Source organism: Moraxella sp. K1664 (genome assembly GCF_039693965.1).
Classification (GTDB): Bacteria; Pseudomonadota; Gammaproteobacteria; order Pseudomonadales; family Moraxellaceae; genus Moraxella.
The window spans coordinates 1,883,373-1,905,110 of sequence record NZ_CP155576.1 but is presented as its reverse complement, the minus strand read 5'-3'; the positions used below and the strand labels follow the sequence as shown (position 1 = coordinate 1,905,110).

Annotated in this window: 20 protein-coding genes; 6 read left to right on the top strand and 14 right to left on the bottom strand. The window is 46.5% G+C overall.

The genetic code is table 11. From position 1 onward, the window contains the following. Positions 1-3: 3 nt before the first annotated feature. The 4 genes from AAHK14_RS09495 to AAHK14_RS09480 all read right to left on the bottom strand — a co-directional run bounded on the left by AAHK14_RS09495 (position 4) and on the right by AAHK14_RS09480 (position 7,425). Positions 4-1,593 (bottom strand): inorganic phosphate transporter, encoded by a 1,590-nt coding sequence (locus AAHK14_RS09495; RefSeq protein WP_065254854.1) that lies wholly within the window; start codon positions 1,591-1,593, stop codon positions 4-6. 241 nt (positions 1,594-1,834) lie between these two features. After that, positions 1,835-3,652, bottom strand: a complete 1,818-nt coding sequence (locus tag AAHK14_RS09490) for a Na/Pi symporter (protein WP_197035865.1) — start codon at positions 3,650-3,652, stop codon at positions 1,835-1,837. A gap of 129 nt (positions 3,653-3,781) precedes the next feature. Continuing rightward, positions 3,782-6,193 (bottom strand): penicillin-binding protein 1B, encoded by a 2,412-nt coding sequence (gene mrcB / locus AAHK14_RS09485; RefSeq protein ID WP_065254869.1) that lies wholly within the window; start codon positions 6,191-6,193, stop codon positions 3,782-3,784. A gap of 335 nt (positions 6,194-6,528) precedes the next feature. Next, the gene (locus AAHK14_RS09480) at positions 6,529-7,425 is read right to left on the bottom strand and encodes a LysR family transcriptional regulator (RefSeq protein ID WP_065254853.1); all 897 of its coding nucleotides are present in this window, start codon (positions 7,423-7,425) and stop codon (positions 6,529-6,531) included. Between the two features lie 356 nt (positions 7,426-7,781). Between AAHK14_RS09480 and AAHK14_RS09475 the strand changes: the two genes are divergently transcribed. The 3 genes from AAHK14_RS09475 (at position 7,782) to htpX (ending at position 10,707) form a co-directional block, all read left to right on the top strand. Next, entirely contained in the window at positions 7,782-8,384 is a 603-nt protein-coding gene (locus AAHK14_RS09475; RefSeq protein ID WP_065254852.1) for a nitroreductase family protein, read from the top strand. A gap of 399 nt (positions 8,385-8,783) precedes the next feature. Further along, positions 8,784-9,635 carry a lytic transglycosylase domain-containing protein gene (locus AAHK14_RS09470; RefSeq protein ID WP_065254851.1) on the top strand — a complete coding sequence of 284 codons (852 nt, stop codon included), beginning with the start codon at positions 8,784-8,786 and terminating at the stop codon, positions 9,633-9,635. Positions 9,636-9,798: 163 nt separating this feature from the next. After that, positions 9,799-10,707 carry a protease HtpX gene (htpX, locus tag AAHK14_RS09465; protein WP_062501308.1) on the top strand — a complete coding sequence of 303 codons (909 nt, stop codon included), beginning with the start codon at positions 9,799-9,801 and terminating at the stop codon, positions 10,705-10,707. 48 nt (positions 10,708-10,755) lie between these two features. On the opposite strand, the gene AAHK14_RS09460 is transcribed toward htpX, so the two are convergent. The 3 genes from AAHK14_RS09460 to AAHK14_RS09450 all read right to left on the bottom strand — a co-directional run bounded on the left by AAHK14_RS09460 (position 10,756) and on the right by AAHK14_RS09450 (position 12,096). Continuing rightward, positions 10,756-11,460: an LrgB family protein gene (locus AAHK14_RS09460; RefSeq protein WP_194092570.1), complete on the bottom strand. Its 705-nt coding sequence runs from the start codon at positions 11,458-11,460 to the stop codon at positions 10,756-10,758. Further along, on the bottom strand, positions 11,457-11,840 hold the full coding sequence (locus tag AAHK14_RS09455) for a CidA/LrgA family protein (protein ID WP_065256744.1): 384 nt from the start codon (positions 11,838-11,840) through the stop codon (positions 11,457-11,459). The genes AAHK14_RS09460 and AAHK14_RS09455 overlap by 4 nt, the downstream gene beginning before the upstream one ends. A 133-nt stretch (positions 11,841-11,973) precedes the next feature. Continuing rightward, entirely contained in the window at positions 11,974-12,096 is a 123-nt protein-coding gene (locus tag AAHK14_RS09450; protein ID WP_255518639.1) for a hypothetical protein, read from the bottom strand. Between the two features lie 131 nt (positions 12,097-12,227). On the opposite strand from AAHK14_RS09450, the gene AAHK14_RS09445 reads away from it, so the two are divergent. From AAHK14_RS09445 to AAHK14_RS09435, 3 genes are all read left to right on the top strand, one after another. Then, on the top strand, positions 12,228-12,521 hold the full coding sequence (locus AAHK14_RS09445) for a DUF2218 domain-containing protein (protein WP_065256745.1): 294 nt from the start codon (positions 12,228-12,230) through the stop codon (positions 12,519-12,521). Between the two features lie 74 nt (positions 12,522-12,595). Next, a complete protein-coding gene (locus AAHK14_RS09440; RefSeq protein WP_065256690.1) occupies positions 12,596-13,132 on the top strand; it encodes a helix-turn-helix domain-containing protein in 537 nt (178 codons plus the stop codon). Continuing rightward, complete coding sequence (locus tag AAHK14_RS09435) at positions 13,105-14,055, top strand: IS3 family transposase (protein WP_115246899.1); 951 nt, start codon at positions 13,105-13,107, stop codon at positions 14,053-14,055. Before AAHK14_RS09440 ends, AAHK14_RS09435 begins: the two co-directional genes overlap by 28 nt. 76 nt (positions 14,056-14,131) lie before the next feature. On the opposite strand, the gene sppA is transcribed toward AAHK14_RS09435, so the two are convergent. From sppA to AAHK14_RS09400, 7 genes are all read right to left on the bottom strand, one after another. Continuing rightward, on the bottom strand, positions 14,132-15,172 hold the full coding sequence (gene sppA, locus AAHK14_RS09430) for a signal peptide peptidase SppA (protein WP_065256746.1): 1,041 nt from the start codon (positions 15,170-15,172) through the stop codon (positions 14,132-14,134). Positions 15,173-15,305: 133 nt separating this feature from the next. Next, positions 15,306-17,897 (bottom strand): ComEC/Rec2 family competence protein, encoded by a 2,592-nt coding sequence (locus AAHK14_RS09425; RefSeq protein WP_194092732.1) that lies wholly within the window; start codon positions 17,895-17,897, stop codon positions 15,306-15,308. 21 nt (positions 17,898-17,918) lie between these two features. Then, a complete protein-coding gene (gene ispD, locus AAHK14_RS09420) occupies positions 17,919-18,710 on the bottom strand; it encodes a 2-C-methyl-D-erythritol 4-phosphate cytidylyltransferase (protein WP_065256748.1) in 792 nt (263 codons plus the stop codon). Continuing rightward, positions 18,710-19,204, bottom strand: coding sequence for a septum formation initiator family protein (locus AAHK14_RS09415; RefSeq protein WP_065256749.1), 495 nt, complete (start codon positions 19,202-19,204; stop codon positions 18,710-18,712). The genes ispD and AAHK14_RS09415 overlap by 1 nt, the downstream gene beginning before the upstream one ends. A gap of 1 nt (position 19,205) precedes the next feature. Further along, the gene (gene eno / locus AAHK14_RS09410; RefSeq protein WP_065256750.1) at positions 19,206-20,519 is read right to left on the bottom strand and encodes a phosphopyruvate hydratase; all 1,314 of its coding nucleotides are present in this window, start codon (positions 20,517-20,519) and stop codon (positions 19,206-19,208) included. Between the two features lie 106 nt (positions 20,520-20,625). Next, positions 20,626-21,126 carry a hypothetical protein gene (locus AAHK14_RS09405; RefSeq protein WP_281133522.1) on the bottom strand — a complete coding sequence of 167 codons (501 nt, stop codon included), beginning with the start codon at positions 21,124-21,126 and terminating at the stop codon, positions 20,626-20,628. A 75-nt stretch (positions 21,127-21,201) separates the two neighbouring features. Then, on the bottom strand, positions 21,202-21,690 hold the full coding sequence (locus tag AAHK14_RS09400; RefSeq protein WP_065256752.1) for a hypothetical protein: 489 nt from the start codon (positions 21,688-21,690) through the stop codon (positions 21,202-21,204). Positions 21,691-21,738 lie beyond the last annotated feature (48 nt).

Genomic DNA, 21,738 nt, shown 5'->3' with positions numbered 1-21,738 from the left:
TCATCAGCCAAATATCGCTGACAATGCCACAAACGCCACCGCACTAATCGCCCCCGCCGCAGGGAGCGTGATGATCCACGCAAGCCCGATGGGTTTCATGAGTTTCCAGTTGGTGTTTTTATTGACAAGTCCAATGCCAAGCACCGCCCCGACAAGGATATGCGTACTGGATACAGGAATACCAAGGCTTGACGCCCCCATGACCACCGCCGCCGCCGCAAGCTCGGCAGAAAATCCTGACGCTGGGTGCATTTCGGTCAAATTTGTCCCAACAGTTTGGATAACTTCTTTGCCAATAAACCAAAGCCCCACGATAAGCGACACACCAAAGGTAACCAGTACAGGAGCAGGCACGGTGGCTTTGGCGGCAATGGCGTTTTCACGGATAACGTCCATAATCGCCACAAAAGGTCCAACGGCATTGGCAATGTCGTTTGAACCGTGTGAGAAAGCAAAGGCACAAGCGGTAAACACCTGCATCCAGCTAAACATGATAAAGGTCGCTTTCCCCAAATCCTCTTTGTGCTTACCACGAATGGTCTTGGTATAGATAAAGGCGGTCAGCCACACCATCGCCCCAATCATGCCCATGACAAGGGCAGAATGCAAGGTGGATAGGTTTAGCCCTGTGTTTTTTAACCCCTTAAACACCACCATCGCTGTCATCACGACCGCACCCAAAGCAGCGATAAGTGGCACCCATGTTTTGAGTGCTTTTAGGGTGTCTAGGTTTTCACGCTTGTGTTCAATGGCGTGCAACTCTTTATAATAGCCTGTTTCTAGCTCATCGGCACTGTCCACTTCTTTATAAATCTCTTGGTCACGCAGTAAGGCGGTGGTGTAGTCCAGTTTATTCTCTTCTGGTAGGTTTTCAAAATGTTCTTTTTGGCGGGCTTTTAGGGCTTTTTTCTCCGCTTTTAGCTCTTTGACCTTGATTTCCATGTGGTCGTTGTACGCCAAAATGTTCTTTTTAACCAGCCCATAAATAACATAGGACAACGCCCCGCCTAGTACAGGGGAGAGCACCCAAGAGATGGCAATCTCGCCGATTTTTGACCATTTAACAGTGGATAAAGCAAGCTCAGACCCACCCAGATTCACGCCAAGCACGATAGACGACCCCACGATACCCCCGATGATGGCATGTGTGGTGGAGACAGGCAGACCCCGCTTGGTGGCAAACAGTAGCCAAAACGCCGCCGCGATGAGTGCTGAGAGCATAAGATAAATAAACTGATTGGGCGACACCCCCAAATCGGAGATGTCCACGATACCACTGCGTATCGTGTCAGTCACGGCAGCCCCTGCCAAGACCGCCCCAGAGACTTCAAAAATCGCCGCCACGGCTAGGGCTTGGGTAACACTGAGCGTCCCTGCTCCGACTGACGTACCAAAGGAGTTGGCGACATCGTTACCACCGATGTTAAACGCCATAAAAATCCCAAAAAATGATGCCACCAAAAACAGCACAACTTGCTGATGATTGGTATAATCAAGTCCCCACATCACAAAATAGACACTAATACCTAACATCAATAAGGCAAAAAAGACATTCGCCGCCATGGGCGTGGACTGCTTTGCTGAATTTACCATAAAATCCGCCAAGGGTTGGTTAAATTAAAAGAATATGACAATAAAAAAGCCCTACCCATTCAATCCTTAAATGGGCAACGCCACTACTATTTAATCTGAATCGTCATGGATAACATGGTTGTATCCAAAAATCGTTGCATTATAAAAGTCAAATATGACAGTTATATGACAATTTTAACACATTTCATAAGTTTTGGGAAAATGTATCAAAATGTTATGATTGTTTGCTTTTTTGACAGCATTAACGTGCCTGACAACAAAACATCTCGCCTGCCCCCATCAGAAGTTCTAGCACACCATCTTCAATGCGTTTGACATAGCTAATATCATTCATGAGCGATGATGCCTGTTCGCCATCAAGTACGCCATCTCGCAGGCGGTCAAATACCTGCCCACGCATTTCATCAAGCCCATCAGCATGGCGAATGAGCGTGTCTATGTGCATGACCCATTTTTGTGAACCCAGCTTCATCTCCCCCGCCTTGGCAAGGGCTTGTAGTGAGACAAACAAATGCTCTCTAAGATAGCGGTATTCTTGACCGATGTCATTGATGTCGCCATCTTTTTTGTCATTCTTTACATCAACCGCCAAAAACTTTGCCATATTCTTTTGCAAATGCTTGGCATCTTTAACCATACCCAGTAGTGTAAACGCCACCAGGTGAATGGCAGTCAGCTCATCTTGGCGGGTGTCGGTCTCATCCACGTCCATTTTACTAACAAAGTCCAAAATCTCACTGTATAAAGGCTTAATCTGCCACTCGTACAAAGTCTGCACATTCGGTTCAAAAGGCGGTGTGGGGGCAGTGGGCGACTCGTCTTTTTTGTAAATATCATCGCTTGGCACAAAGACAGCGTGCGACATCACTTCCATACTAAGGCTTGCCAAATGGCGAATCTCTTGGGATACCGCTCGCAGGGCAATATCTGCCGACATCAAGGCATTGGGGTCAAGATGGCGTGGCATGACTGCCTGTGAGCCATCGGGCAGAAGTTTGGTGTTGGCTTTGTCGGGCAGGATTTTGGTTAAAGCATTGGCAAGATTGCCCTGCCACCGCCAAAACACCGCAATGCCAAACACGTTAAAGAGCGTATGAAATAAGGCAAGCTGTATCAAAGGCGGAAAATTGGCAAGCTCGGCAATGGTGTCCACTATCGTGGTCATCGGCATCCAAAGCACAAAGGTCAAAAGAGCCGTTACCCCATTAAAAATCAGGTGTGCCAACGCAAGGCGTTGTCCTGCTCGCTCACTACTTATCATGCCCATGATGGCAGTTGTGGCAGATGAGCCTAAGTTTGAACCAACCGCAATGGCAAAGGCTTGGGGAATGGTGATTTGTGTACTGGCAAGGGCGGTCAAGGTCAAAATCAGCGTGGCATGGGACGACTGCAACACACACGTCAATAAAAACCCAATCCCTGCAAAGGTCAGCACTTCTAAGGTTGGGCTAAAATTCAAAGACGCAAAATCAAGCTGTCCGCCAAACGCCCCAAAGCCTGATTTGATGGCATCAATGCCCATAAAAATAAGTGCCACCCCCACCAATATCCGCCCTACCGCCTTGGGCTGACCACCAAAAAACCCAAGCAAAATCCCAAAGACAAGCATGGGAATGGCAACAGGCGATAAGCTTACACTCTGCCCTGCCAAGGCAAGTAGCCAAATGCCTGTCGTTGCCCCAAGGTTGGTACCAAAAATGATGGCAATACCGCCAGCAAGCGTAATCATGCCCGTCCCCAAAAAGGCGATGGTCAAAAGCGATACAAGCGTACTGGACTGCAAAATAAAGGTCGAACCCACCCCAAACAAAAAACCCTTGGCGGGTGTGGCGGTGCTTTTTGTCATCAAGCGTTCAAGTGTCCCGCCTGCCGTGCTGTGTAAGCCCTCTTCGATACATTGCATACCAAACAAAAACAAGGCAAGCCCATAGCACAGATGTAGCCAAGCCGAGCTGTACCAAAAGGACAAACCAAGCCCCACGGCAAAGACGACAAGCATGAGATGATGTAGGTAGTTTTTGCGTTTCATGATGGACACTTCATGATTGGTATGTGGCATGAACAAAAACCACGACAATCCTATTTTACAGTTTTGTCATGGCTTTGTTATAGTTTTGTCACTATTTTGTCATAAATCAATGATAGCAGTATTGATTTGATTTTGCAAATGGTTTTTAATGGCTATACATCAAAAACTCTCTTCTGCTTCCACTTCCGCTTCCACATCACCATAGACCACATCTTCTGCGGTCTCATCAGCCACCTCACCATAGACCACTTCGCCATCATCAATGACCTCTTCGCCATCTTCGCTGATGGTCTCATCATACTCATCCAAATACTGTTCATCTAGGCATGACGAGCTTTCTTTGGGGGCATGCTTGCTTAACACAGGGACATACATGGCACGCTCGCACATCTCATCTGAGAGCAGTCCTGTCTCGCCATCAAGCCACAGCCACGCCACATCACTGCTTTGACCAAAATGCACAGGAGCTAAGTTGAGCCGTCTCATATAATCCGCCCAAATCGGCAATGCCCCCGACCCCCCTGTCAGTCCGATAGGCTTATTGTCATCGCGTCCAACCCACACCACCGAAACATAGTTGCCACTAAACCCTGCAAACCACGCATCACGGGCATCATTGGTCGTGCCTGTTTTGCCAGCGAGTTTATAAGTACTGCCAATCTTACCCATGCCTTTGGCGGTGCCATCTTTGACCACTTGTTGCAGACCGAAGTTTGTTACCGTCATGACCTCGGGTGGTATGCGTGCCGTTGATTTGATGTTGTCATCTGTTCGCTGAATCACTTTACCCGTCTCGCTGATGACCTGACGAATGCTATGAATGGGGGTGTGATAGCCACCACTGGCAAAGACTTGATACACCCCGAGCATGTCCATGGGCGACAAATCCACCGCCCCGAGCATGACCGATGGGTAGTGGGGAATGTCACTCTCCACCCCCAACTGGCGTAGCTGTTTGGCGAACACATCCACCCCAAAATCCATGCCGACATTGACCGCCGACTGGTTATAAGAGTTGGCAAGGGCGTTGAGCATGGGGACATCGCCATAGCTTCTGCCAGCATAGTTTTTGGGTGTCCATGATTTGCCACCGGCAGGATAGGCGATGGGTTCATCTTTGATGGGGGTTGCCCAGTGGTATTTGCCCGACTGGATGGCAGTCATATAGATGACAGGCTTTAACAGCGAGCCGACTTGTCGTTTTGAATCAATGGCACGATTAAACCCCGTAAAGTCGCTAGCACTACCCACGATGGCAACGAGCTCGCCTGTGGCAGGGTCGGCACTGACCAACGCCCCTTGTAAATTTTTGCTTTTATTGCCTTTTTTATTTAAATGCTCACTGATGGCTTTATCTGCCGACATTTGGGCAATCGGGTCTAGCGTGGAGATGATTTTTAGCCCCGCCCCACGCAAATCGCTGTCTTTATAATACCGTCTTAGCTCACGACTGACCGCATCAAAAAAATCAGGGAATTTGGGCTTGGCGATGGCAGGGGTTTTGACCACACCCAGTGGTCGCTGGGCTGCTTCATTATACTCATCTTGGCTGATTTTACCCATGACCAGCATGTTGTGTAGCACGGTGTTACGGCGTTCGGTCGCCCGCTCGGGATGTTTTCTGGGGTTGTAATAGCTTGACCCTTTGGCAACCCCAACAAGCAAGGCATACTGGTCAAGGCTCAGCTCCGATATGGGCTTGTCAAAATAAAAATGCGACGCAATGCCAAAGCCATTGACCGAACGATTGCCATTTTGCCCTAGATTAATCTCATTTAAATACGCCAGCAAAATCGCATCTTTGCTATAATGACGTTCCAACAGCAGAGCCATCAAGGCTTCATTTGCCTTGCGTTTTAGGGTGCGTTCGGAGTTTAGGTAGAAGTTTTTGATGAGCTGTTGGGTAATGGTCGAACCGCCTTGACGTTCGCCCCCTGTGATGTTGGAGAGCAACGCTCGGCTCGTGCCACGCAGTGAAATGCCATAATGCTCATAAAAACCACGGTCTTCTGTCGCAATGAGTGCATCCACCAACTGTCTCGGCATGGTGTCTTTGGTCAGCAAAATGCGGTCTTCGTTATTCTCAGGATAGATACCGCCAATGTTAATCGGCTCCAAACGCACCGCCCCATCTGTATTGGGATTGGTGCTTTGGATTTTGGTCACTTTGCCAGCGTTAAAGGTGATTTTTAGCACCTGTGCTGAGTCTATCTCACCATCACCATAATCAAACCCCCGTGTATGCACCGTGTAGGTACTGCCCGATTTCTCATAACGCCCCGTCTGATTAACATCGCCTTGGCTGTATCCTAGCATGTCAAGCCACGCCTTAAAATTGGCATCAGAGATCGCCACGCCCTGCTCCAAATCCAGCGGACGAGAATAGACCGTGGCGGGAATGTCCCAACGGCGATTTTCAAATTTACTGACAATCTCGCTGTTTAACTTATAGGCATACATCGCCAAAAACACGAGTCCTGCGATGATGATGACCAACAGCAAAAACCCAACAAGCATCAGCCCCTGTTCTGATTTTGGTGAGCGGTTGGGGATTTTTTTATGATTTAGCATGATAATCATTGTTAAAATATTAAAAGTGTCATATCATAACGTTAAAATCGGGCATTTGGCAAGTGAAAAAACCATGGAAAACCACCCAAATGTTACAGGTAGCTGACAGGATATGATCAGAACGTACCGAGCATTGATAATATTTTTATAAAAAGAAAACAAAATTTTACCCCATTCTCAACTTTGTATGAGTGATTGTTTTATCAAGGGCAAATTGCAATTCACCCCTACAACCCGAAAATAATCATTGAAGAATCAGTAAGTTGTAATTTTAAGTTGAAATTGAAATAAATTTTAAAAATTTTAATCTATTTTGCATGAAAAATGGCTAAATTCTAACCATCCAATTTTTCCACCATAAAATCAATAAACGCCCGTACTCTGGCACTCAAAAACGCCCTATCCACATACACCGCATAGAGTGTGACCGACAACAGCTCATAATCAGCAAGCAGTCGCACCAGTCGCCCATCTGCCAAATCATGCTCAACAAGCCAGCTTGGGGCATAGCCAATCCCCGCCCCTGCCCGCACCAGCTCACTAATCATGGGCGTGTCATTGCTGTACATGGACGGCTTGGGGTTTAGTACAAATTCCGCTTGCGTGGCGTGATGATAAATGGACACGTTGTCCATTTTGACATACGTCGGCAATATCACCCGATGACAAGCAGAGTCATTTAGCTCATCGGGCGTGGTCGGCGTGCCATGGCGTGACAGATAGTCAGGGCTTGCCACCAGATAAAAATCCATGCGTGTCAAAGGGCGGGCTATCAAGGATGGCTTGGGGTCGTGGGTGATTCGCAGTGCCAAATCAAAACCATCCGCCACCAAATCCACGAACTGATTAGACAGCGAGACATTCAAAATCACGTCAGGATAACGTGCCTGAAATTCACTCAAATAGCCTGCCATCTTGGGATTGGCAAACCATCTGGGCATGGTGATTTTTAACATGCCACGCACGCCATCGGTTGCCCCTTGGGCGGTCTCTTTGGCACTGTCTAACAGTTCCAAAGCGTACAGCGACTCACGGTAATACTGCTCGCCTGCATCAGTCAGATGAATGTTGCGACTGTTTCTATGCAACAGCTTGGTGCCGAGCGTGCGTTCTAAATGGGCGACGTGCTTACTGGTCATCGCCACCGACATGTCTAGACTGTCGGCAGATTTGGTAAAACTGCCTGTCAAAACCACTTGATGAAAGACTTTGATACTGGTGAGTGTATCCATGTTGGGGTTCTTATATTAAAAGCAATATTTTTAAAAGTGTGTTAAATGGCAAAACATACACCCGAGAAACTTTAAAATTACCACAAACATAATGAAGTTTTGGTGTAGGGGCGTGCTGTGCACGCCTATAAAAATTGGCATGTTATCAAAGGACGTGCGGAGCCAGTCCCTACAAAGCCTGTGGTAAATATTAAGTTTGTTAGGTGTACTTAACAAAACCATTTTACCATTATAAACCTTTTCTTAATAAGAAACAAATCTTTAACAAAACGACTATTGTTTTCTTATTGTTTTAATTTATAATAAATCCCATCTCATTTACCTTTTATTTATTTTTATCCAACAAGGAACACCCCATGACGACCCAAACCCTACAAGCCACCGCCGAACTTCGCCGTTCTATCTACGCCCTAGACAAAAACAGCCCCCTAACCAGCGTACAAATCGACCAAATCGTTGAACACGCCCTACTCCACACGCCATCATCATTTAACTCACAGTCCACTCGCCTTGTGGTGCTACACGGGGCTGAACACGAAAAACTGTGGGATGCCACCACCGAGATTTTGCGTGGTATCGTGCCTGCTGAGAATTTTGCCCCCACCCAAGACAAATTAAACGCCTTTAAAGCAGGGGCAGGCACGGTGCTGTTTTTTGAAGACACCGACGTGGTTAAAGGCTTGCAAGAGCAGTTCCCTGCTTATGCCGACAACTTCCCCATTTGGGCAGGTCACGCTAATGCCATGGTGCAGTATGCCATCTGGACAACCCTAGCTTCTGCCAATGTCGGTGCCAACTTACAGCACTACAACCCACTCATTAATGACTTCGTGGCAAGCGAATGGGACGTACCTAGCAACTGGCAACTGGTCGCCCAAATGGTCTTTGGCGGTATCGTCGCCCCTGCTGGCGAGAAAACTTTCGCCCCTGTGGCAGAACGCTTAAAAGTTTTTGGTTAATCAACAAACAAATAAACACAGCACAGCGATAAAACCAAGATAAAAATCTTGGTTTTTTAGGGCATGCCTACCCTTTATAACACCATTTAAAATTTGGAAATATTGTAAAAATAAAAGGATGTTTTTGCATGAAAAATGGCTATCCGACCACTTAATTTAAAAAGTTAAGTTAAAATCTTAAAAATCTACCCAGTTAAGTGGTCGGATTGTGGCTCGAAGGCAAAAACTTGTCTGATAGAACGACTATCAGCCTGCGTTTTTCCTTGAAAAACGGGCGACTCCCCTGCTTTTTTAAACAGGCATTTTTCATTGCAAATATATAAAGGCAGGCACACCCTATTTAAAAATAAATTTTTATGTTATAATTAGGGTATTTACCATTTTAACAACCAAAAGACCATGACCCATATTTTTTTAAGTCGCCTACTGCCCATCGCCCTAGTCTCTGCTGTTGCCACTCATGCCACAGCCAACACCATCTATGTCTACGAAGACGGCGATAACGGACAAAAATTTTTGACCAATGTCCAACAAAACGCCAGTGGCACCAAAAAATTCACCCAAATCAGCGTTACTTATTATCCTGACACCAAATTACACTCTAACGGCAACATCCCTAGCACCTACAACCCAACGACTGCCGCCACACCCAGTCGCAGTGCTAACCGTAACGCCTACGACCATTTAATCCGTGCCGCCGCTGCTCGTCATGGTGTAGACCCTGCCCTTGTCAAAGCCATCATTCACACCGAATCCGCCTTCAACCCAAATGCTCGCTCACCCGTCGGGGCAATGGGACTCATGCAACTCATGCCCGGCACCGCCCGAGACATGGGCGTAAGTAACGCTTGGGACCCCGTCCAAAACATCGAAGGCGGGGTAAAATACATCGCATGGCTACAACGCCAATTTCGCAACCGTGACCACGTTGTCGCTGCCTATAATGCAGGTCTGGGCAATGTTCGCAAGCATGGTGGCATCCCTCCATTTCGCGAAACCCAAAACTACGTCCGCTCGGTAAACAGCCGTTATGCCAGTCTCTATCGCCATGATACGGGTATCATCGGGGGTGGCACGCACTTGGCAATGAACCAAAACTTTACCACGCCTGCCCCGACCACCTTACAAGTACCCAGCTCATCAGGTGTTCAAAATGTCAGCATTACCTACACAACCCCAAATAATAACTACGCCACCCCCCAAAACCCCAGTGTTGGTAGTGGTTCAGGGCGTATTTATATCCATAAATAATGTGCTTGTAACTGGTTGATTTTAAAAAATATCTGATTTTTTATAAAAATAATCAATCAGTTACACAAATACCATTTAAATTTTTAACGTCATGCCCCATATTAGCAGTAATGCCAATGGGGGCATTTTTATTTTGCAACTTTTATTTTAAGGAAAATTTACCGTGTTACGCATTGGTTTATTTTTACTCACCAACGTCGCCGTCATGGTCGTGGCAGGTATCGCCTTTTTCATCCTAAGCAGAGTCTTTGGATTGGGCGGTGTGCATGGACCAGGCGGACTTCAATATGGTTCGCTTGCCGTCATGTGTCTGTGCTATGGCATGATTGGCTCAATGATTTCTTTGTTTTTGTCAAAATGGATGGCAAAAAAATCCACAGGTACGGTCATCATTGAACGTCCCAGTAACGCCACCGAGCAGTGGCTTGTGGATACCGTCGCCAAACAAGCCAAAGCCGTCGGTATTGGCATGCCTGAAGTGGGTATTTTTGACAACGCCCAACCCAACGCCTTTGCCACAGGTTGGAACAAAAACTCAGCCCTAGTTGCTGTCTCATCAGGACTACTGCACACCATGACCGCCGATGAAGTCGAAGCAGTATTGGCTCACGAAATCGGACACGTTGCCAATGGCGACATGGTGACGCTTGCCTTGATTCAAGGTGTGGTGAACGCCTTTGTCATGTTCTTTGCCCGTATCATTGGCTCATTTGTGGACCAAGTGGTCTTTAAAAACGAAAGCGACTCCCCTGGTATTGGTTACTTTGTGACCAGTATCGTCATGGATATCTTGCTTGGCTTCTTGGCAAGTGCCATCGTCATGTGGTTCTCTCGCTTGCGTGAATACCGTGCCGACGAGATGGGGGCAAAACTTGCTAGCCGTGACAAGATGATTAGTGCCTTAAACGCCCTACGTCCTGCCGAAGCTCGCCCCGACCAAATGCCAGAGAGCATGAAAGCCTTTGCCATTTCTAGCGGTCAATCCCAAGGATTTAGCATTGCCAATCTGTTCCGCACGCACCCGACATTGGATGAGCGTATCGCAGCACTACAAAAACTGCCTGCCAATTAACACCATGTTATCATGTTATAAAAAATCCCCTTGATTGGGGATTTTTTATTAGAGTAGCCACGGCACAATTACAGGGGCTAAAAATGCCGTTAAAATACCATTTAAAATCAGCCCCACCGTCGCATACGCCACAAACCTTGACCCCATCTGCATGACCCGCACCGTACCAAGGGCGTGCGACGCTGTCCCCATGGATAGCCCCCACGCCATGGGGCGAGTGGATTTGACAAATAACAATACGCCTATACCCATCATCTGCCCCACCACACCTGCGATGAGTACGGTACTGGCGGTAATGCCCATCACCCCATCTAATTTATCAGTGACTTCGATGGCAATCGGCATGGTGACGGATTTAGGAGCGATGGCAATAGCACTTTGCTCGCTACCGCCCATCAGACGCACGAGCCACACCCCTGAAATGATGCCTGTGAGCGAGCCTAGCAGTTGTGAGATGATGATGGGAAACCACTGCGAGCGAATTTTTTGCCACTGAACATAAAGCGGAATGGCGAGTGCCACGACCGCAGGCTGCAACCAAAAGGTCAGCTGACGACTCGCCTGCTCAAAGCTCGCCCACTCAATGTTTAGCATTTTTAGCAGGATGATGACCACGATGGTCGTGATGAGCGTGGGATTGATGAGCTGATTTTTAAAGCGGGCTTTGATGTGCATACAGCCATGAAAGACAGCGATGAGCATGAACAGCAGAAAAAAAGGGCTGTTTAACAACTCTGATAGTTCAGCGTTCATAAGTTGCCCCCTTGGTTTGACCGTCCTTGATGCCTGGCTTTTTGGGCGTGCCGCAGCCACTCATAGGATTTGCCCGTCACAATCAGCACCAGCAGTGTGCTGATGGCAGTCGCCCCAATCAGCACCCCCAAATCCGCCCGAATGATGTCAAGATACTGCATGATGGAGATACAGGCAGGCACGACCATTAGCACCAAATAGTCCAGTAAGGTCTTGGCAAGGCTCTGTACCGTCTCTAACTTAACCACGCCTGCCTGCAACGCCCCAAATAGGATAATCAGCCCAATCACACTCGGGGGCAGGGGCAATCCTGTCAAGGCAATAAAAATCTCGCCCAAAAACACACACCCAAAAATAATCAAAAATGCTTTTAAAATCATGACGGTTTTATCCGACCCAAAGATACCCAAGATGACGTATTGTACAAAACTTTATGGCATTTTGCACCGCTTAATTTAGGGCGTGCCTACCATTGATAACATTTTTATAAAATAAGATGAAAGTTTGACAATTTCAATCAATTTTTGCATGAAAAATGGCTAAATCTTGTTTTTCTGCGTCAAAAACTTGTCTGATAGAATGACTATCAGCCTGCGTTTTTTCCTTGAAAAACGTGCGATTTTTCTCATTTTTCATTGCAAATACCAAAGGCAGGCACGCCCTAAGATTGTTATTTTATTTTGTTAAATTTGATAAAAAGGCTTGATTTAGTGAAAATAGGTCTTATTTAATAGTTGTTATTTTTCCACATTATCACAGGAGATGATATGCCACACGTTCGTGTTCGCACCACCGAAGGGGCAAGACTTGCCAAACGTCTAACTAACCACTTTCGCCATAAAGTAGAAGTTACCGAGACTGACACGGGCTATTTGGTCAAAATGGCAGGGGCAGACGTTGTATTGACACCCCACGATGATGAGCTGTATATTGAGTACACTCGCAACGAAACCACTGACAGTCCCGAACGCCCTTATGATGAGACTCGCCTACGCTTTGTCATCACCGACCATTTAGACCGCATGGCAAATCAGACATTTGAGTACGATTGGCAAGATTAAATTTAGGGCAATAAAAAAGGGCAATCTGAACCGCACCCCAAAAGTTAGACACACTAACCTTTGGGGTGCTTTTTATGGCAAAATACACAACCGACTTTAAACTGTCTGTGATTGGGTATTATCTTAATCATCATGGCTACAAACAAACCGCCAAACACTTTAATCTAAACCACACAACCGTAGAGCTATGGGTTAAACTCTATCAAGCACATGGCATTGATGGCATAAAAAGACGACACACAAAGGCTGTCTATGACACAGATTTTAAGCTTAATGCCGTTCAAGCCATACAACAGGGCAAATCGCTTACACAACTTGCCATAGAGCTTAATCTGCCACAACCTTCTTTACTGTCAACTTGGTTAAAGTCCTACCAAGCCTTTGGTATAATGGGACTAATACCCAAACCCAAAGGCAAAAAAGCAATGTCAAACAAACACAACGCTAATAAAACCAAATCAACTTGGAAAACCAAACAAGACCACGAAAAAAGTGTGGATGATTTGCTTGATGAACTTGCCTATCTTAGAGCAGAGAATGACTATCTAAAAAAGCTAGATGCCTTAATTCGTCAAAAGGAACAATCAGTACAAACAAAGAACAAGTCCTGATCATCCAAGAATTAAGGCATAAGCACAAACTTGCTGACTTATTGGCAGTGTCAAACTTGCCAAGAAGTGTGTTTTATTACCACATTCGTCAAAGTACAAAGCCTGACAAAGACCTTGACTTAAAAGAACACATTAACCACATCTACCACCAACACAAGGGCAGGTATGGTTATCGTAGAATCACATCAGAGCTTAACAATCAGCTTGCCCAAAAAGGCATGGTCATTAATCATAAACGAGTGCAACGACTGATGGCTAAACTTGGACTCAAAGCATTGGTTCGTCGTCAACGTAAGTTTAATACTTACAAAGGCACAATGGGCAAAGATACCATTCAGGACAATATACTCAAAAGAGACTTTAAAGCAGACAAACCCAATCAAAAGTGGGCAACAGACATCACAGAGTTTAAAGTACAAGACAAGGCAAATGATGGCAGTGTCATTCAAAGAAAACTCTACCTATCGCCCATCATCGACTTGTTTAATGGTGAGATTGTCAGTTATACGATGAAGGACAGACCAACGTATGAGTTGGTCAAAGAGATGTTAAATGATGCCCTATCCAAGCTAAGCCAAGAAAAGATGGATGACAAACCCATCATTCATTCAGACCAAGGCTGGCACTATCAAATGCACCAGTATCAACAAACCCTAAAAGAACAAGGCTTAACCCAAAGCATGTCAAGAAAAGGCAATTGTTTGGATAATGCTGTGATAGAGAGCTTCTTTGGTACGCTAAAACAAGAGATATTTTATGAGACAACCACATTTACATCAACAGATGAACTTAAACAAGTGATTGATGAGTACATACACTACTACAATCATGATAGAATAAAGAGCAAATTAAAAGGACTAAGTCCTGTTAAGTACAGAAACTTAGTCCAATTAGGGTTAATACAACCACTTGCAACAACCTAACCTTTAATCTTATGTCTAAGATTTGGGGGTCGGTTCAATCACGCCCTTTTTTTAGTTTTTTAATTTGTCTTTATTATCATTGCAATTTGCTTTGGCTGTTTTCTGCAATGCTCATCTGCACGCCTTGCCCTAGACCTTTGCCGATTTGCACGCCAAGGCGGTCAAAGACTTTACGCATGGGGTCTACATAGGTATAATTCACCGAATGCTCAACACCCAGCTCTTTTTCTAGCTTGCTAATACCGCCCGCTTTGTCGGCAAGCCCCAGTTCAAGCGACTCTTTGCCCGTCCAGAACAGACCGCTAAACACGTTGTTTTGTTCGGCATTTTTGAGCTTATCGCCACGCCCTTCTTTGACCGCGTCGATAAAGTTTTGGTGCGTGGTATCAAGCAGTTGTTGGACGTGTGCCCGCTCATCTTCGGTCATGGGGCGAGACATGGATAGAATGTCTTTGTACTGACCCGATGTCATGGTGCGGTCTTGGACACCGATTTTTTTCATCAGCTCTTCGGTGTTATAGCTTGACATGATGACCCCGATAGAGCCAACCAGACTTGATGGATTCACCCAAATCTCATCAGCAGAGCTTGCGATATAATACGCCCCACTTGCTCCGATGTCGCCAATGACGGCATAGAGTTTTTTGTCGGGGTTGTCTTTACGCAGTTCCATGGCGGTCTGCCAAATCTCATCCGACTGCACGGGCGAACCCCCAGGAGAGTTGATGGCAAGGGCAACGGCTTTGGCATTGGGATTTTCAAAGGCTTCGGTCAGTGCTGAGCTGATGTCATAAGCATTGGCATCGCTGTCACTGGCAATCACGCCATTGACTTCCACCACCGCCAAATGGGGCGAGTTCGCTTCTAGTGGCATGGTGCTACTGACAGTGCTACACCCACGCCCCATGACGGCGATGATAAAAACGATATAGCCGAACGTGAGCAATTTAAAAAATATCCCCCAACGGCGAGCTTTTCTTTGCTCATCAAGACTTGCCATGAGTGTTTTTTCTAGCAGTCGCCACTCTTGACCGCTGTATTGGTTGGGCGGTGTTTGTGGTGCTGGGTTTGGGCGTTCGTTTGAGTTGTCTTTATTGGGGTTTGGTGGCCATGCCATGATGTATTTTCCTGATTTAACTTTTAAAAATCCAAGTTAAAACCGTGCGGTCGGTTTTAGATAATTTTAAATTTTAAAAGGGTTATTTTAACACAAATACCGCCAAATGCTCGCCTTAAATTTTATCAATTTGTTAAGGGCGTGTCCACTGACCACCAAGCTCTATCATCATCAGCTCAGCTCGCTCACGGTTGTCCGCTGTATCTTTGTCAGTAAAAATAACCTGCGATGGCAAAGTCTGTGCCAACACCGTCCCACCTACAGCATGGCGACTGTGCCCAAGCCACACATCGACATGCACCTGTTCATCATGGCACATACTCTCATACATGTGCCACGCATACTCATGGGTCGCTCCATTAATGATGAGTCGTGACCCTACCTGCTTGCTTTTTTGGTCATCACGATCATCATCGCCATAATCATGATGGATGCCACCCATGATGGCAGGCATCAGCTCGCTCTCAACGATGATGGTACAGCCCCACACCCGCTCATCATCTATCATCTGCCAGCCTGTCATTGCCGATACGGCAAGCCCCTGCCCCGACCATGACCGTCCTGCCCCACACGCCTGCATGGGCAAGCCCTGCACGGTGTTTATAGGTTGCCCTGCCTGCCAATAGCGATGGATAAACACGTCCTGTGCCAGCGTTGCCACCACATCACTCATGCGATGGCTTGGGGTCTGCACGATGACCCCTGTCAGATGGCGAACACCGTGCTGACGCAGTTTGTCGTGCAGAACACTCGCCACTTTATCATGCCCTACCGCCTTATCATCTTGCAAATCCGACAACACAAGCCACACCGCATCATCGCCATTATCCGCCCCTTGCTGACGGATGAGTACTTGGCTAACTTTATCATCACCATCTAACACCATCACGCTAAATGGCGTTTGTCTATCTACAAATAACACCATCATCGCCACCGCCAGAAGTGGCACCAATGCAAACTTCCGCTCTATCACGGGGGCGACCCACACCGCCACCCCAAGGGCAAACAGTGCCATGCCTATCACGCTCGTGGTCTGATACAGCCACACATCACTTAGGCTCTGTAACCACGTCAGGAGCTGATGAAGCCATGCCAATATCAGCGATGAGACACCCCAAAGCACATCAGCAAGGCTTGGCAACACCACAAAAATCACCCCTGCCACCAAATTTATCGGCACGATGACCACCCCAAACAGCCCTATCGCAAACAGATTGACAAACAACCCCCACAGCGAGACTTTGCCAAAAAACAACAGCGACACAGGAAGCATGGCAACAAAGAGATAGCTTTGTAACTTTAACAAACCGACCAGACGGTCTTTTATGGACATGACTGGCACATCGAACTCCCGCTCGCCATAACTCATGAGCAGTGCCACCGCCACAAAGGACAGCCAAAACCCCGCTTGCCACACCATGACAGGGTCAAGCCATATCATGCCCAGCCCTACCCACATCAGCACCGCCAACGACGACAAAGGCAATGCCAAATAGCCTGCCACCGCCACCGCCAACAGCATGTAAACCGTCCGCACCGCAGGCACATCAAAGCCTGTAAACAACGCATAAATCATGCTCGCCCCCACCATGACAAACAGTCGCAAGCGATGGCGGGGCAGTCGCTGATAATATGGCAAAAACCTATCGGTCAAATAACACACCCCAAAACTTAACATCGTCGCCAACAGCACCACATGCATGCCCGAGATGGCAAGCAGATGACTGATACCGCCAAACTGGTATAGGTCTTTGGTCGCACGACTGATTAATGCCCTATCGCCCGTCAGCAGGGCAAGCGTGACCGCTCGGGCTTGCTGTTTATCATCACTAAGAGCATGCCAATCTTTATAAAAATGCGTGCGTAACGCATGGCGAAATCGCTCTAAATACCCCACCAAGCCGACCTGTGGCAGGGGTATCGGCTCATCATGCACCGCCAATACTCGGGCATTGGCATGGATATGGCGTGTACGAAGCCACCGCTGACTGTCAAAGCCTGACGCACTAGGGTCGGCAGTGATGGGTGTGATACGTAGCGTCATGTAAGCGGTCGTGGCAGGATGTAGTTTGGCGAGCTGATGGCGGTTCGAGCCGTCCTTATTATCCTTGACATCTGCCACTTGGAGTAGTACCGTCATCTGACTGGGCAGGAGCGGATGGGATTCGGGTGTGTCTGCGGTAACGGCAAATGGGTTGTGGGTCTCTGTCCTTGCGTGCTCGCCCTCATCTTTGCTATCTTTATGATTCTTACCAACATCATTAAAGCCATCCAACAAGCGGTCACCGCCAAATGTCAAATCAGACAGCACTGCTTTTTGGTGATAATAGCTCCCTGTGTCATACACGCTGTCACTAATCTCATGCACCATCACTTTGGCGGTGATGGTATAGCCATGCTCAGGGATGGCGTGAGCGGTATTGGTAAATACCTGCTCGGTGCTGATGGTGCGAAGCATGAATAACAACACCATCAAGCCGACCAATAACACCTGCACAGCAACCTGCCCCACTCGGGCAAAAGCGGATTTGGGATGAAATTGATTAAATTTAAAACATAAAAAAGCACACCCCAATAAGAGCATGCTCATCATCATAAAACCCACCCCATGAGTCGTATCCATGCCAAACAGCTGACTGCTCATGGCTGTCATGTCATGGCTAGGCAAGATGTCTAGTGTGGCAAGCACCATCAACACCACGCCAATAAACACAAGCCAAATCAACACCAAACCCATATCTTAGGTTTAACCCATGCCATGTCGCAACATCAGCTCAATCATCGCCAAATCATCAGGGTAAGTCAGCTTCATGTTCCTGCGTGAGCCTTGCACCAAAGCCACCGACCGACCAAACTGCTCAAACCCACTGGCTTCATCGGTAATCATCAGCCCATCAGCGATGACCTTATCAAGCATGGCTTGTAAGGCGTGCAGTCTAAATACTTGGGGAGTCTGGGCTTGCCAAAGCTGATGACGGTCGATGGTGCGATGTATCTGACCTTTGATATATTGACAATCTGTCAAACTGTCAGAACTGTCAGAACTGTTAGTGTCGTGAGCAAGTTTTAAGGTATCCACCACAGGCGTGGCAAGTATCGCCCCTACTGGGTAGCTCTTGTCATCTGTTTGTTCAAGCTGTTCAAGTTCACGCACCGCACCAATCAGATGAGTCAAATCATCGGCAGGCAAGCACGGTCTGGCACCATCATGGATAAGCACCCACACATCGCCAACCGCTCGCCGAGCAATGTCATCCACGCCTGATTTGACCGACAAAAAACGCTCCACCCCACCTTTGGTCAGATAAATAGGGCGGTCAAACTCAAAATCCAAAGACGGCACAAGCGTATCGTCTTTGGCGACCACGAGCGTCAAATCAGTAACAGCAGGGATATTCAAACATGCCACACCATGCTCTAACACCGTCCGTCCTGCCACCGTCAGATATTGCTTTGGTACATCCGCCCCAAAACGACTGCCACGCCCTGCCGAGACGATGAGTGCATGAATGGGCAAGTTAGGACTCGTCTGTTTCATCACTCGCCCGTATCACCGCTAACGCCCGTAAAGGCATTCTCGCCCATGTCATCATCAATGAGTCCATCAACAGGCTCTGTCGCACTCGCCCCATCCACACCATAAGGAACCTCTCGGTCACTTACCATGGGAGCAACGGATAACTCTACAAATGTCTCGCCTGACTTAATCAAACCCAAATCAAGGCGGGCATGCTCTTCAATGGCACCCAGTCCTGATTTTAAATCACGGACATCCGCTCGCAACGTGTCATTGACCGCTTGCTGGGCGGCATTGATTTTTTGTTGCTTGGCAAGCTCATCATTTAGCTCACTAAGTGCATGATAACCGAACTCGCCATACCAGTATTGGTGTTGCAGACCTGCCAACACAACCGCCCCAAAAATAATGAGTAGCAGATAACCCAAAAAAGTAGGCGAAAAGCTAACGTCTACTTTTTGGGTGCGTGTTTGATGTTCTGATGACAAAGTATCATCAGTTTTTTGGGTTGTCATATCAGCCACGCAGTCCGATAAACTCAGCACGCCCACGATAGCTTGCTGTTACCATCTGCTCAATGCGTAGCAGTTGGTTGTATTTGGCGACACGGTCAGAGCGACATAGCGAGCCTGTTTTGATTTGTCCTGCTGCTGTACCCACCGCTAGGTCAGCAATGGTGCTATCTTCGGTCTCGCCTGAACGATGACTGATGACGGTCGCATAGCCGTTTTCTTTGGCAAGATAAATGGCGTCTAGCGTCTCAGAGAGCGTACCGATTTGGTTAAATTTAATCAAAATGGCGTTGGCGATGTTTTTATCAATGCCTTCACGCAGGATTTTTGGATTGGTTACAAATAGGTCATCGCCCACCAGTTGCACTTTATCGCCAAGCTGACGAGTCAAATACGCCCAGCCATCCCAGTCGCTCTCATCCAAACCGTCTTCAATGGAGATAATCGGATATTGACGCACAAGCCCTGCCAGATAATCCGAAAAGCCTTGGCTGTCGTAAGATTTGCCCTCGCCTTCTAGCACATATTGACCGTTTTTATAAAACTCGCTAGACGCACAGTCAAGAGCTAGGAAAATATCCTGCCCTGCCTTGTAACCCGCTTGCTCAATGGCTTTCATGATGACGGTAATCGCCTCTTCATTAGAACGCAAGTTCGGGGCAAAACCGCCCTCATCGCCCACAGCGGTATTTAGCCCTTGGGCTTTTAGCACCGATTTTAGGCTATGGAAAATCTCTGTCCCTGCACGAAGCCCTTCTGAAAAAGACGTAAAGCCCACAGGCTCAATCATAAACTCTTGAATATCCACGGTATTATCAGCGTGAGCCCCACCGTTTAGGATATTCATCATCGGCACAGGCATGGTTAAGCTGGTTTGCCCACGCAGGTTGGCGATGTACTGATGAAGTGGCAGATTTTTTGCCAACGCCCCTGCTTTGGCAATGGCAAGCGACACCGCAAGCGTGGCATTCGCCCCTAGGTTGGCTTTATTCTCCGTGCCGTCTAGGTCAATCAAAATCTTATCAAGTTCACTTTGGGCGGTTACGTCCTTATCAAGCAAAGCCGAGCGGATTTGGCTATTGACGTTCGCCACCGCTTTTTTGACACCCTTACCCAAATAGCGAGATTTGTCGCCGTCTCTTAATTCCAATGCCTCACGAGAACCAGTTGATGCACCAGACGGAGCGGCGGCACGACCACACACGCCATTTGCCAAAATCACGTCTGCCTCAATGGTTGGGTTACCACGAGAATCCAAAATCTCACGAGCTACGATGTCTTTGATTTCAATGGCGTTGTCGGTATTTTCAGCGTACATACGTTTTCCTTTTGATTGGGTAAATGATAATGAGTGGAAATAGGGGTATTTTATCACAAAATTAGGTAAGTGGTTTGAAAATTTTAGGTAAACATATATTCTCTAATTACTCAAATTTTGCCGTGCCAATGACACTTAATTCACAGCCATTGTCTTCCACAAAAATCAGCCGATTTGATGTGCGAATATGATATATTTTATAAGGCACGCCTTGCCTATCACCATGTTGCTCTATTTGTAAACTTGGCGAACTTCCCCATTCGCTTACCATTAACTTTTCGCCAAAGACTGTTTGCAATTCATCAAGGCTTGGGCAATGTTCTTTTTTAAAAGTAATGGCAATATTTTTATACACTTCACTTAAATCACGCCCACCAAACGACACGCTATAAGAAATGGACTGGATTGCTTGATGGGTGTGGATTGGATAAGTATATTCAATGCGATTATCATACGCCACAGGTTGATGTTTTGCCCTATCAATCTCATCTTTAAGCGTTAATCGTTCAGCCATTTTGGTTAAATTAAAAATATTACCACTTTCTACCAATGCAACAATTTGTTTAACCGTATCAATACTGCTATTGGCATAAGTATTATTTGCCAATATCACCATTAAAGGAAATAAGAGATTTTTTTCATTTTCAAATATCTTTATTTCAATTAAAAATAAAATTTACCATTATCCATTTACACCGCCAAATTCCATTAAAAAATCATCGTTAATTTCAACATTAAAGGTGTGTCCGCCAAAATAATCAGGTTCAGTTACCAAATCCACACTTAGCGTTATTTCATCATCAAAAAATACAGCATAAACTGATGATAGTAAAATACTTTGGCAAACTTTCTCATAACTGACAGATTGCGTTAAAACTGTACCATCATATAGCTTGGCTTTACCATATTTTTTAACTTCATCTTCAATCCAATCATTAAAGTTTTCCACAAAATTTTCACATTCTAAGGCAAAATCAATGACTGGCTTTTTATTATCATTCAACCATATTAAATGCTTGATTATTTTATCAACCTGTTGTTGATTTGGCAAAGTATCGCAAAATTCATCTTTATCTAAAAAAACTTCAATTTCTTGCCCCCAAATTTTGGCGGTTGCAACGACTTCACCTGTTTCATCACTAAATGGTGTTAATTGAATGGAATTTGTCATTTTTACTGTCCTATTTTTAAAACAGCAAGAATACATTACCCTTGCCAT